Annotated in this window: 12 protein-coding genes; 7 read left to right on the top strand and 5 right to left on the bottom strand. The window is 48.9% G+C overall.

Features of this window, described 5'->3' with window-relative positions:
- Nucleotides 1-54: 54 nt before the first annotated feature.
- From I8U18_RS10295 to I8U18_RS10285, 3 genes are all read left to right on the top strand, one after another.
- Nucleotides 55-495 carry a TlpA family protein disulfide reductase gene (locus I8U18_RS10295; RefSeq protein ID WP_033100176.1) on the top strand — a complete coding sequence of 147 codons (441 nt, stop codon included), beginning with the start codon at nt 55-57 and terminating at the stop codon, nt 493-495.
- A 14-nt stretch (nt 496-509) separates the two neighbouring features.
- A complete protein-coding gene (gene gcvH, locus I8U18_RS10290) occupies nt 510-893 on the top strand; it encodes a glycine cleavage system protein GcvH (protein WP_033100110.1) in 384 nt (127 codons plus the stop codon).
- Between the two features lie 368 nt (nt 894-1,261).
- Nucleotides 1,262-1,687 (top strand): hypothetical protein, encoded by a 426-nt coding sequence (locus tag I8U18_RS10285; RefSeq protein ID WP_198055873.1) that lies wholly within the window; start codon nt 1,262-1,264, stop codon nt 1,685-1,687.
- Between the two features lie 36 nt (nt 1,688-1,723).
- Here I8U18_RS10285 and I8U18_RS10280 read toward each other — a convergent pair whose 3' ends face one another.
- The 3 genes from I8U18_RS10280 to pckA all read right to left on the bottom strand — a co-directional run bounded on the left by I8U18_RS10280 (nt 1,724) and on the right by pckA (nt 5,200).
- Nucleotides 1,724-2,482: a DUF3050 domain-containing protein gene (locus I8U18_RS10280; protein ID WP_160173817.1), complete on the bottom strand. Its 759-nt coding sequence runs from the start codon at nt 2,480-2,482 to the stop codon at nt 1,724-1,726.
- A gap of 301 nt (nt 2,483-2,783) precedes the next feature.
- Complete coding sequence (udk, locus tag I8U18_RS10275; RefSeq protein WP_033100112.1) at nt 2,784-3,413, bottom strand: uridine kinase; 630 nt, start codon at nt 3,411-3,413, stop codon at nt 2,784-2,786.
- 203 nt (nt 3,414-3,616) lie between these two features.
- On the bottom strand, nt 3,617-5,200 hold the full coding sequence (gene pckA, locus I8U18_RS10270) for a phosphoenolpyruvate carboxykinase (ATP) (RefSeq protein ID WP_198055874.1): 1,584 nt from the start codon (nt 5,198-5,200) through the stop codon (nt 3,617-3,619).
- 333 nt (nt 5,201-5,533) lie between these two features.
- Between pckA and I8U18_RS10265 the strand changes: the two genes are divergently transcribed.
- Nucleotides 5,534-5,914: a S1 RNA-binding domain-containing protein gene (locus I8U18_RS10265; RefSeq protein ID WP_033100113.1), complete on the top strand. Its 381-nt coding sequence runs from the start codon at nt 5,534-5,536 to the stop codon at nt 5,912-5,914.
- A 263-nt stretch (nt 5,915-6,177) separates the two neighbouring features.
- On the opposite strand, the gene mnmM is transcribed toward I8U18_RS10265, so the two are convergent.
- Nucleotides 6,178-6,747 (bottom strand): tRNA 5-(aminomethyl)-2-thiouridylate-methyltransferase MnmM, encoded by a 570-nt coding sequence (mnmM, locus tag I8U18_RS10260; protein WP_033100114.1) that lies wholly within the window; start codon nt 6,745-6,747, stop codon nt 6,178-6,180.
- 6 nt (nt 6,748-6,753) lie between these two features.
- Nucleotides 6,754-7,743: a tRNA modification radical SAM protein MnmL/YtqA gene (gene mnmL / locus I8U18_RS10255; protein WP_052154031.1), complete on the bottom strand. Its 990-nt coding sequence runs from the start codon at nt 7,741-7,743 to the stop codon at nt 6,754-6,756.
- A 146-nt stretch (nt 7,744-7,889) separates the two neighbouring features.
- On the opposite strand from mnmL, the gene I8U18_RS10250 reads away from it, so the two are divergent.
- From I8U18_RS10250 to pdhA, 3 genes are all read left to right on the top strand, one after another.
- Entirely contained in the window at nt 7,890-8,756 is an 867-nt protein-coding gene (locus I8U18_RS10250) for a Cof-type HAD-IIB family hydrolase (protein ID WP_033100115.1), read from the top strand.
- A gap of 611 nt (nt 8,757-9,367) precedes the next feature.
- Complete coding sequence (locus I8U18_RS10245; protein WP_232330913.1) at nt 9,368-10,696, top strand: hemolysin family protein; 1,329 nt, start codon at nt 9,368-9,370, stop codon at nt 10,694-10,696.
- Nucleotides 10,697-11,455: 759 nt separating this feature from the next.
- Entirely contained in the window at nt 11,456-12,562 is a 1,107-nt protein-coding gene (pdhA, locus tag I8U18_RS10240; RefSeq protein ID WP_198055875.1) for a pyruvate dehydrogenase (acetyl-transferring) E1 component subunit alpha, read from the top strand.
- The last annotated feature ends 1 nt before the right edge of the window (nt 12,563 follow it).

The raw sequence follows: 12,563 nt of genomic DNA, 5'->3' as shown, positions 1-12,563 counted from the left end.
ACTAGTGCGTTAGGTCCTCTATTTCCATAAAAGGGGAGGCTGAAGAGAATGGCGTTGCGTTTGCGTACGGAAATGCCCGAAATCAAAGGGATTACGGAATGGGTCAACGGCGAAGTGACCAATGAAGATCTGAAAGGACAACCGGTGATCGTTCACTTCTGGTCCATCAGCTGCCACATGTGCAAGAAGAGCTTGCCGGAAGTGAACAAGATGCGTGAAGAGTATCCGCAAATCAAGTTTGTCGGGATTCACATGCCGCGTTCGGAAAAAGATACAGATGTGGACGCAGTCAAAGAAACCATAGTAAAATACGAACTGAAGCATCCGCAAGGGATCGACAACAGCCACAGCGTCGTGGATGCTTTTGAAAACGAATTTGTTCCTGCTTTTTATCTGTTTGATGCCAACGGATTGCTCAGACACCGCTCTGCGGGCGAAAAAGCCCTGTCGATGTTGAAACGTCCGTTGGAACGCGTATTGGGAGAACTTGAGTAAGCGGAGGGTCCGACATGAATTTGCCAAAAGAGCTGCGTTATTCAGAAGAACATGAGTGGGTACAGCGCCTGGAAGGAAACAAAGTGCGGATCGGGATTACCGACTTTGCGCAATCGGAATTGGGAGACATCGTCTTTGTCGAATTGCCGGAAGCAGGTGCCGAGCTGAAAGCCGGGGAGCCCTTTGGCAGTGTTGAATCGGTTAAGACCGTCTCGGAATTGTATGCGCCGGTCAGCGGAAAAGTGTTGGAGGTAAATGCTGCTTTGGAAGGGTCTCCGGAAAACGTAAACGATTCTCCTTACGAAGACGGCTGGATGATTGTTGTGGAAATGGCGGATTCTTCCGAACTCGAAAACCTTCTTGACGCTGAAGGTTACGAAAAAGTGGTCAGCGAATAAGTTGGCTGACAGACTTTTCGCCCCTGTGGGAACTGTTGCCAGGCTTTGGCCGGCTGTCGGTCCTTCAGAAGGGGCGTTTTTGTTTTTCTGTGGACGGATTGCCACCATCGCACTCGGTTTGGCAGATTGCAAGGATGAGAGAAGAATTTTTGAAGGAGATTACATCGTTTCATATGGTTGCTGGTTTGCACGGAAGAGGCAATCGTGAGTTTGTCGGCGCACGGGAAGGAAATGGCAGTCTATTTTCTTTGGTATAGGTTGTTTTGAACTTACTGATTTGTGGTAAAATATATACACATCCATCGATTCTTGATCGGATCTGGAGAATGGATGATCCCGATCATGAGTGGGAACAGGAGGGAACGCCCATGAGTTACTGCTGTGGAGCTTCAACGATTGGTTTTATCGGGTCTTACCGGCAGCAGTCCGTCATGGTGCATCAGGTGCCATTGCTCTATTGCCCGGTATGCCATGATGTGCAAGTTCATCCTGCCGTAAAGGAAGAGTTTGAGCTGGTGGTAGATTATGCGAAGGAAGATCGCGTCAGAGAGGTAACCCTCCGTGAAACGATTACCCCCGAAATGATCGAGGAATGGAAAGAGTACGGAATCAGTTTTCAAGAAGATGCCGATTTTGAACCGATTTTGCGTGAACAAATTGATCATTCGCTCGATCTGCTCCGAGTTTCCAAGATTTTGAATGATAAAGAGTGGGGAGAAGAACTGAAAAAACGTTTGAAAGTGCTTACAACGCAATTGAAAAAACTGGAAGAGCAAAAAGAGGAAAGCAGATAGACAAAAATGGAACCCGGATTGGCCCCGGGTTCTTTTTCATTGGCGCTTGATTTCGGCCAGGATTCCATCCAACACTCCGCGCCAGGCCGCCAGTGTGGCGTGCGCCACTTTTTCGGCCTGCCCGATCTTGACCGGATCTTCCCCGCACAGGGTGAGCAGCAAATTCTCCGCGATCGGGGCCCGTTTGTTGGAGCTAATCTGGGTATGGCGATTGAGAAAGTAGATGAGCCGCTCTGAAACGGAGATTTTGGAAAAGCTTTTGGCCAGACGGGCATACAGTTCCGGCACCAAATATTCGTATCCGTAGCAGAAGGCAGAGGCGACTTCATGCAACTGACCATTGCCGGCAAGTTCAAGACACTGCTTGGTGAAATCAGCAGCAGAAGGCGGGATTTCGCTCTGAAACAGCGACTCGACCGGATGGTAGCCAGCCTGCAACATTTGCAGGTATGTCTCAATCGGATTCGTGTCTGCTTTCATTTCCTCCATGGCTTGAAAATAAATTTCAAAATGGCTGGCATAGTTGCCCTTTCCGTCTTTGTCGGTTTCTTCCCAGACGGCCAATTCATTGAGAAAGCGGGCAAATGAAGCATTTGTCCGCGGCAGCCAGGGCAGGGAGACACAAGTGAATGACTGTTGCAATTTTTTAAGCAAAGACATATAAACCCATACCACAAAAATATGGTGCTTCATAAAGATTCGCACATTTCCCTCTGTATGGAGATGCGACAGCAAAGCGTGAGTCAAAATTTCCTTGCGGGCGGCTTGAAGTGATTGGGTTTCTAACGTTTTCAACGGTTTCTCCTCCCGGTTTTGCGATTGATCAGCTCCGAATCCCATCCCCCGACTCGCTCGCGGTCAACGGGATTCTCCGTTTATGTTCGCATTGGATTGATCAACAGGTGATGATATCAGTGAAATCAAAGGATATTTTAACGTATTCCTGACATTGTTACAATTTGCGCCGCTAAGCAATCAGGTCTTTTCGGCATAACCCGGGATGAAATCTTGAAATGAGGAAGGAAAGGCGGGCATGATGCCCCGGCTTGTGACGCACTTTACAGAAAAAGCCCTCCAAGTCGGGATTGGAAGGCTTTCAGATCGTATCGGCAATTCGGAGAAAGGTCCGGATCTGATTGATTAACAGATTGATCGCCACTTGGTTGTGACCGCCCTCAGGGATGATGAGATCGGCGTAGCGCTTGCTCGGTTCGACAAATTGCAGGTGCATCGGGCGCACAACATTTAAGTATTGTTCCATCACCGATTCAAATGTTCGCCCACGCTCCTGGATATCCCGCTCGATCCGCCGCAAAATCCGCACATCAGCATCGGTGTCCACGAACACCTTAATATCCATCAGGCTGCGCAAACGTTCGTCATCGAGGATGAGAATCCCTTCGAGAATGATGACATCCCTGGGATTGAGAACGACGGTTTCCTTGGCCCGGGTGTGGAGCTTGTAATCGTAAATCGGTTTTTCAATGGGACAGTAATTTAAAAGCTGCTGGATGTGGGAGTACAAAAGATCATTGTCAAAGGCGAGCGGATGGTCGTAATTCGTTTTTTTTCTCTCTTCCAGGGTGAGGTGGGATTGATCTTTATAGTAGGAATCCTGCTCCAGGTAAACCACCGATTCAGCAAACTGCTGAACCAGTTTTTTGGCTACGGTCGTTTTTCCCGAACCGGTTCCTCCGGCCACTCCAATTACTACGGGTCTTGTCATAAGTCGCTTCCCTTCCTATAGCAATAAAACCCTATATTTTACTGTTGAGATCATATCAATATTATAGTTTTATTGCAAGTTAAACATTGTTCCATTAAAAAATGATTAAGTCTATGTGAATGGAGTGCCGAGGATGAGGGGACGTGATGCCCCTTTACGAAAAAAAGCCAACAGACCGTTTTTGATCTGTTGGCTGTTCCGGTTCAGTCGGCGAATCTGGGACCGGATTGGCGGATGGAATCGCTCACATTTCTAAAGGATGCGAAATGCTGATGGAAGCGCTTGGCCAGTTCTCGCGCTTTTTGATCATATTCCGCTGGGGCGGCCCAGGTATTGCGCGGGTTCAGGATTTCGGCAGGCACGCCGGGACAAGAGACGGGAATTGAAAGGCCGAAGATCGGGTCTTCGATATATTCCACATCGCGAAGCTGCCCTTTGATTGCGGCATGAACCATCGCGCGGGTAAAACGGAGATCCATCCGGCGGCCGATTCCGTAAGGTCCTCCCGTCCAGCCGGTATTGACGAGATATACTTCCACCTGATGCTCGGCCACTTTTTTGCCCAGCATCTCAGCATACATTTCTGCCGGGCGAGGCAGGAAGGGAGCTCCGAAGCAAGTGGAGAAAGTGGCTTCGGGTTCTGTCACGCCACGCTCGGTTCCCGCCAGTTTGCTGGTGTAGCCGGACAGAAAATGGTACATGGCTTGCTCCGGTGTCAGTTTGGAGATCGGGGGCAGAACGCCAAAAGCATCGGCGGTTAAAAACAGAATCACGCTGGGATGCCCGCCGCGCCCCTCTTTTACCGCTCCCGGGATATAATCAACCGGATAGGCAGCACGCGTGTTTTCCGTAAGTGTGTCATCCTTGTAATCCGGGGATCGGTCTGCTGTCAGCACCACATTTTCCAGCACTGTGCCAAAACTTACGGCATTCCAGATCTGCGGCTCTTTCTCGGGATTTAAACCGATGCACTTGGCGTAGCAGCCGCCTTCGATGTTAAATACGCCCTGGTCTGACCAGCCGTGTTCGTCGTCTCCGATCAAAAAACGCTCCGGGTCAGCGGACAAGGTGGTTTTGCCGGTGCCGGAAAGCCCGAAGAAGAGAGCGACATCTCCGTCTTTTCCCATGTTGGCGGAGCAGTGCATCGGCATTACCCCGTATTCCGGCAGCAAATAGTTCATAACGCTGAAAATCGACTTTTTCATTTCCCCTGCATATTCCGTCCCGGCGATCAGCACCATGCGACGGGCAAAGCTGATTGCGATGACTGTTTCCGAGCGGGTTCCAAAGACGGCCGGGTCTGCTTTAAAACCGGGGGCGCAGATGACGGTAAATTCCGGGTTATGCTGTTGCAGCTCTTCTTTTGTCGGTCTGACAAACAATTGATGAACAAACAGATTATGCCAGGCGTATTCGTTGATCACGCGTACCGGAAGGCGGTAGGTTGGATCTGCTCCGGCAAATCCGTCGAAAACAAAAACATCTTTTTCCATTAAGTAATCTTGCATGTGTTTGAAAAGAAGTGCAAATGTTTCCGGTTCCATCGGCTGGTTGACCGGTCCCCAGTCAATCTGTTCCTTGATTGATTCGTCCGCTGCGATATATTTATCCTTGGGGGAACGTCCGGTAAAAGAGCCAGTCGTGGCCCGTAAGGCACCGTTCGCTGTGAGAACCGCTTCATTTCGCTTGAGTGCTTGCTCGACCAGTTCGGCGACAGTCAGCTGATAGTGCACTTTGGCGCCAAGCTTAAAGGTTGAGCCGCTGTTTGCGGGAATTACCATACTCATACGTAACATCCACCTTTTTTATTTTTGCAATTTTATGTTGGAATCGCGATTTATGATATACCGAATCAATAAATAGTATAACATAATGGTATACAGATGGTGAATATGTTATTTTTAATTGCCGCTGATTCCGAATCGTGATGAACCAAATGCCGAATCGGGCGATGCTTGAAAAAACGTTTATATTTAATTGGTTTGGGAATAAGATGGAAGTAATATGTGGAGATTGTCATAAAGCTTAAGGAAATTGTTTCTAGGTATTAATACCCATTGACTTTTACAAAAATAAATGGTACCTTTGTACAGAATGAATTCCACTTCGGGAGTGTTATAATGAGCGAGTTAAAGGAAGGGGCCGTCGTACAGGGAGAGGTGATCTCTACCAAACCATTTGGTGCGTTCGTCAAGCTTGAGTCGGGTGAAACCGGTTTGGTTCACATCTCTCAGATCTCGACAAAGTATGTAGAAAAAGTTGAAGACGAATTGCAGGTCGGTGCGGTAGTCAAAGCAAAAGTGCTTTCGATTGATCCGTCAGGAAAGATTTCCTTGTCGATAAAGGCGCTCCAGGATGACCGTCAGCGGGAACGCAGAGGCGGCGATCGTCGCGGTGGACGGAAAAGCCCTGCTGATTTCGAAGATATGATGAAAAAATGGATGAAGAGCAGCGAAGAACGCTTGAGCGCACTTGCGGCGAAGCAAAGAAGAAACCGATAGAAATTAAGAGAGCAACATCTTCCAGAGGGGAAGATGTTTTTTTATGCCTGCATCCTTGCCGGGAGAATCTGAACTTTACATCGGAAGCGCCGCACAACCCCGGATGGAAGTTCAGGCAATCGCAAAAGGGGAAGAGGTGCCTCTCTGCTGACTGACCGTTCGGAACGCAGTGATGTTCAGGGAGGCACCATGACCTGGCCTGCAACATGCTTTCACGGGCCTGGAATGGGAGGGACCGAACTGATTTGCTTCATTTATCGGGTTTACCTCTTTTCGATTATGACCAGCGAAGGGGCTTGCTTCCGATTGATCAGCTGTTGCCACAGCACTTGATAGGATTTCGGACATAAGCCTGTGGCAAAACGGATGACGTGGTCCGCTTCCTCCTGGCCGCCGGGATGTCCGGTATACAGTGCACAGGTGAGAATGCCGCCGGATTTGAGCCAATCCAGTGCCGTTTGCAAGGCGGGAATGGTTGTTTCTTTCCGGGTGATGACGGATGAATCCCCGTGTGGCAAGTAGCCGAGATTAAACATGGCGGCATGAATCTTTCCTTTCAATCGGGGGGGAAGTTCCTCTCCCATCCGATGATGGCTGGCATGAAACAAACGAACCTGTTCCAGCTGTCCCGCTTTTTCCAGACGGCACCTTGCTTGTTGCAGGGCGGCTTGCTGAATGTCAAAGCCGAATACGGCTCCGGACGGCCCGGTTGTTTCAGCCAGAAAAAGGGTATCATACCCGTTGCCGACCGTTCCGTCAATCGCGAAACCGCCGGGAGGCAAGGCTTGTTTTATGTAGTGGCGGGCGCTTTGCAAAATGGAAGGGAGGATCATGACGGATCACTCCCTGATGTTGCCCGGAAGCTGAATGCCCCGCCGCGGCTGTGCTTTTTTCCCTTGCCAGGTATTGCGGCGTTTCAACTCATCGTCGATCGCGTTGAGTACTTCCCATTTTTTTGTGCTCCACATCGGACCGATGAGAAGGTCAGGTGGTCCGTCACCGGTCACGCGGTGAATAATCACGTCGGGAGGAAGGATCTCCAGCGAATCGACAACAAGGCGAACGTACTGGTCTTTTTCCAGGAATTGCACCAGCCCTGCTTCGTATTGCTTCACCATCGGCGTGTTCTTCAACAGATGGAGCAAATGGATTTTAATGCCCTGAATATCCATATGGGCACAGGCTTCCACCGTCTGCATCATCATCTCTTCTGTTTCCCCCGGCAAACCGTGGATGATGTGGGCGCATGTATAAATGCCGTGGCGCCGGAGTTTTTCCACACCTTCGACGAAGCAGGCAAAATCATGACCGCGATTGATGAGCTTTGAGGTGGATTCGTGGATGGTTTGCAGACCCAGTTCGACCCAAAGATAAGTGCGTTGATTCAGTTCAGCCAGATATTTCACGACATCATCCGGGAGGCAGTCGGGGCGGGTGGCAATGGCCAGACCGACCACTCCTTCCTGCTCCAGGATCGGCTCGTACATTTCTTTTAAGACTTCCACCGGGGCATACGTGTTGCTGAATGCTTGAAAATAGCCGATATATTTGGCGTCCGGCCATTTGGTGTGCATTCGGTCTTTCACTTCTTGAAACTGTTTTAATAAATCATCGCGCCGGTTGCCGGCAAAATCACCGGAACCGCGGGCACTGCAGAAGGTGCAGCCGCCGATGGCCACTTTTCCGTCGCGGTTGGGACAAGTGAAGCCGCCATCCAGAGCCACCTTGAACACTTTTTGCCCGAACAGGCTGCGCAGATGATGGTTCCATGTATGGTAACGTTTATCTCCCCACAGACGAGGAGCGGTTGTTGGCATCTCTTCGTGCATGACGATCATCCTTTATTCTTCTGAATCTGTTCCTATTATACATGATTTGCGGCTGGCATGCTTCTTCATCAAGTTCATGATCGTTTTTGGAAATTGAGTTACAATATAGATTCGGGTGACTCACTAACATCGAGGGAGTGAAGAGCGTGGTTAAACTGGTTGTCAGTGATTTGGACGGAACCCTTTTAAATGAGGAAGGAAAAGTCAGTGAGGAAAATAAACGGGCCCTTCGTTTGGCTGAGGAACACGGCGTGCAGGTGATGATTGCGACGGGCCGTCCCTACCGCTCGGCCATGGAAGTGGTCGAGGAAGCGGGATTGAAATGTCCCTTGATCTTCTTAAACGGTGCCTGTATCCAAACCCGGGACGGAGAGAGGATTCAATCGATTCCGCTGGGTCGGGAACAGGCGGAAATGCTGCATCAAAGGTTTGAAGAGATCGGCATTTACCATCAGGCTTATACGGATCAGGGATTATATGCCAGCCGTCGAGGCTTTGATCTTTTAAAAGTGGAACTGGATCGGGTGAAGAGCGCAAACCCTGAGGTTGACCCGGATGTTTTGAAATCAGCGACCATTGACCGCTTGAAACATTATTGTGTGTCCGGGGTACATGTTGAAGATGCTCTGCAAAACCCCGATGCGTCAATCTATAAAATCCTCGCTTTTTCCATGGAACCGGATAAGCTGGAGCAAGCCCGGAAAAAGGCGGAAGAACTAAGCGGCGTCATTGTGACCGCCTCTGCCGAAAATAATATCGAGGTGAACCATCCCGAGGCGCAAAAAGGAAAGGCAGTGGCTCTCTATGCCGAAAAGCTGGGGATTCCGCTTGAACAGGTGATGGTGATCGGAGATAACCGCAATGATTTGTCGATGATGAAGATTGCCGGTTACAGCGTGGCCATGGGCAATGCCGATGATGAAGTGAAACGCGTCTGCAAATACGTAACCAAGTCCAACTCGGAACACGGAGTCGCCTATGCCATCGAAAAGTGGGCGCTTGCCAAAGCGTAAACCATATTGGAACGCAGATACACCACCTGAAAACACTCAAGGCTGGGTCCGCGGGTTCCTGATCCCGGCTGCATTGACTTCACAGAAAAAATTCACACCGCCGACTTCCGGAAACGAGCGATCCGGCGGGCGGCGGTGTTTTATCACTTCACGAGAAAGAGACCTGTGACTTCAGTTTGGGGGATGAGAGAACTTCAGGCGGGGATGTTTCCACTCTCAAAGCCTGACATCCTTGTTCCAAATGACAATGGATAAGATTAAATCTCACCTTCGGTTGTGATTGTGAATTGTGAGATGTATTTATGTATTTATTTACGTTGCCATCATATCTTAACATCAAGAGGAAAATTACCGCCCTGTGTCGTTCGCCGATTGGGGCGGCGATTTCTTTCTTCGAATGAACTGAATCCCATTCAGACGGGTCCTTTTTTGTTTGCTCTGTTTTTGAACAGAGGAAATCAACCAGCCCGGCCCAGAGGCAGAAGGCAGGAATGAATCTTTCTGCCGAAGTTAATATTTTTCTTGTCAGCGTGTTTCTATATAATAGATAGAAAGGTAGATTTTCATCTGCTCCATTTTCATTTTTCATTTGTCTGGGAGGAAGGCAAAAATTGGATGATGTTGCCAGTAGTCTGATACGTTTGTTTTTCGTTGTCCTGCTCGTCTTATTAAACGGTTTTTTTGTGGCGGCTGAATTTGCGATCGTCAAAGTGAGATCAACCAGGATCGCACAGATTGAGAACCGGAGGGGGAGAGTGGCGCAACGGGTTCTGGCCAATCTCGATGCCTATCTGTCGGCTACCCAACTGGGGATTACGCTTGCTTCCCTGGGGCTCGGGTGGATCGGAGAACCGGCCGTCGCCAAACTGATTTCGCCGGTGTTGGCGTATGTGGGCGCCCCGGATTGGCTTATTCATACAATTGCGATTGCGATGGGTTTTTCCATTATTACCTTTATGCATATTGTGCTTGGGGAAATGGCGCCGAAGTCGATCGCGATTCGCCAAGCGGAATCGATTACCCTGTGGACCGCAGTCCCGCTTCATTTATTTTACCGCTTGTTCAAACCGTTTATTTTCATTCTGAATTACAGTGCCAACCTGGCATTAAAAGCGTTTGGCATCGAATTCAACGAAACGCAGCAGGCACATACGGAAGAGGAGATTCGCATGTTGATCGCACAGAGCCACAAAAGCGGTGTGATCGACCAAACAGAGTTGACATTGTTTGATAATGTCTTCGATTTTACGGAACGGGTCGCCCGTGAAGTGATGGTTCCGCGGGTAAAGATGGAGTGTTTGTTTCAGGATAATACGTTTGAGGAGAACTTTAATATTATTAAGAACAGCTATCATACCCGCTTTCCGCTGTGCGGGCGTGACAAGGATGATATACAAGGGATTATTCACATACGGGATGTTTACAATAAATTATCTGAAGGGAAAACACCGAACCTGAAAGAGCTGGCTCGCCCGGTGACGGTTGTTCCGGAAACGATGGAATTGAAGGATATTTTGGTCAACCTGCAAAAGAACCGGGGAGGGATGGCCATCGTCGTCGATGAGTACGGAGGAACGGCGGGCCTGGTGACAACAGAGGATATCATCGAGGAGATTTTCGGGGAAATCCAGGACGAATTTGATAATGAAAAACCGCAGTTCCAGAAGCGAGGGGAGAATACTTCCATTGATTCGCGCCTGCTGATCGAAGATGTGAATGAGTATTTTGATATCAATATAGAAGATCCCGATAATGACACCATCGGAGGATGGCTCTTTTCCGCATTGGGCAAAGTCCCGGAAGTGGGGGACCAAGTGCCCTATGACGGATGGATGTTTACAGTGGAGGAGATGGATCAGTTGCGCATTTCGCGCATTTTCGTTTCTCCGCATCTGACCCGGAACGAGGAGAGCGAGGAAAAGCTGTCGCTGCCGCGATAGATTGATTGGATATATAGGGGGACGATTTGGTCGTCTCCTTCTTTTTATGGTCTTGTAAAAGAAATAAACTCAGGTGTTGGGACCTGAGTCTGCATCAATGAGATTGATGAAAGGAGATTAGCTGCTGGGAGGATCCGCAACAAAACAGCTGTACATCCGGGTCACCTCTTTTAATTTTACTGCTGCCATTTTCGCTTTAAATCATTGTACTCTAAATGCTGAGTTATTTTCAATATAAAGGGTATATTGCTATTGATATAAATATTTTATTAGTTCGTTCCAGTTGAACGATTTGTGTTAAGTAAAAAATATTTTCATAAAAGCTGTGGCCGGGGGGATATAATAGACCGTTAATTCCGTATTTAATGAGAATTTTTATTTTCAATTTTTCATAAAGGGGATTTTGATTCGGGGGTAATATAAAAGAGAATCAACAGCCTGGTTCAAAGAAAGACAGCCAACCATTGGCAGAACGTAAATTTTGAGTGGCGAAATTTGTCCACACCGCGCATTTTCACCGGGTTTCACGGGGAGGAGAGCGATGGTAGGCCAGCGAAATAACCGGAAGGTTCATTGACAAATTTTCGTGGAGTTGTATTATTGAAGAAAGGCCATTTGTTTCATTGGGGAAAGTGTTAATAAAATCAACAGATTTAAAATGATTTGTAACACTGTTTTAAAACAGAACTCATAATTAGTTATAACAGTGAAACGCTTTCACGACCGCTGATACTTATACTGATTGAGGTGAGTAAAACCATGGCCAAAACCAAACAGCGTGAAAAGGGGTATGGAAACGCAGAGGTTCGCCTTGAGCGGATCGAGCCGTTTTCCATCCTGTCGGTAGAAGGGAAAGTAATCAACAAGGATCAAATGCCGAGGCTGAGTGATGAACAGCTTCGGGAATTGATGAGAAGAATGGTCTTTACCCGTGTATGGGATCAACGTGCCGTAGGATTGGCGCGGCAAGGACGGCTGGGCTTCTATGCTCCGGTTTCCGGACAGGAAGCAACCATGATCGGCAGTGAGTTTGCGCTGAACAAAGATGACTACATCCTGCCGGGTTACCGTGACATTCCGCAGCTCTACTGGCATGGTTATCCGATGTATCAGGCGTTTCTGTGGTCGCGTGGCCATCAGCACGGAGGAGAAATCCCGGAAGATGTTCATGTCCTGATGCCGCAAATCATCATCGGGGCGCAATACGTGCAAACCTCCGGTGTGGCAATGGGGCTGAAACGCCGTGGCAAGAAACAGGTGGTCATTACCTTTACCGGTGACGGCGGAAGCTCGCAAGGTGATTTCTACGAAGCGATGAACTTTGCCGGCGTTTACAAATTGCCTGCCATTTTTGTCGTGCAAAATAACCGTTATGCCATTTCCACACCGTTCTCCAAACAGACGGCGGCGGAAACCGTTGCCCAAAAAGGTGTCGCCGCAGGAATCCGCAGCATCCAAGTGGATGGCTTTGACGTATTGGCTGTGTACAAAGCGGTGGCCGATGCCGCTGAACGCGCGCGCAACGGAGAAGGCCCGACCTTGATCGAGGCACTCAACTACCGTCTTGGACCTCACTCGATGTCCGGGGATGACCCGACCCGTTACCGTTCCAAAGATGAACCTTCTGAGTACGATGAACGGGAACCGTTGGTACGTTTCCGCCGCTTCCTTGAAGCAAAAGGCCTGTGGACGGAACAAGATGAAGAAAGTGCGATTGAAGAAGCAAAACAAGCAGTGGCGGATGCGGCGAAGAAAGCGGATAAATTTGAGAAAATGACCATTGCCGGCCTGATCGACAGCATGTACGAAATCACGCCTCCGCATCTGGAAAAACAGAAAGCAGAGTATACGAAGGAGGGCAAATAAA

Origin of the sequence: Thermoactinomyces sp. CICC 10522 (genome assembly GCF_016055075.1) — a bacterium.
Lineage (GTDB): Bacteria > Bacillota > Bacilli > Thermoactinomycetales > Thermoactinomycetaceae > Thermoactinomyces_A > Thermoactinomyces_A daqus.
The sequence above is the reverse complement of the archived record's forward strand: the minus strand, read 5'-3'. Positions and strand labels throughout refer to the sequence as shown.

Coding starts and splice junctions, on each gene's coding strand:
- gcvH (WP_033100110.1), top strand. CDS start 510: ATGAATTTGCCAAAAGAGCTGCGTTATTCAGAAGAACATGAGTGGGTA.
- I8U18_RS10285 (WP_198055873.1), top strand. CDS start 1,262: ATGAGTTACTGCTGTGGAGCTTCAACGATTGGTTTTATCGGGTCTTAC.
- udk (WP_033100112.1), bottom strand. CDS start 3,413: ATGACAAGACCCGTAGTAATTGGAGTGGCCGGAGGAACCGGTTCGGGA.
- pckA (WP_198055874.1), bottom strand. CDS start 5,200: ATGAGTATGGTAATTCCCGCAAACAGCGGCTCAACCTTTAAGCTTGGC.
- I8U18_RS10265 (WP_033100113.1), top strand. CDS start 5,534: ATGAGCGAGTTAAAGGAAGGGGCCGTCGTACAGGGAGAGGTGATCTCT.
- mnmM (WP_033100114.1), bottom strand. CDS start 6,747: ATGATCCTCCCTTCCATTTTGCAAAGCGCCCGCCACTACATAAAACAA.
- mnmL (WP_052154031.1), bottom strand. CDS start 7,743: ATGCACGAAGAGATGCCAACAACCGCTCCTCGTCTGTGGGGAGATAAA.
- pdhA (WP_198055875.1), top strand. CDS start 11,456: ATGGCCAAAACCAAACAGCGTGAAAAGGGGTATGGAAACGCAGAGGTT.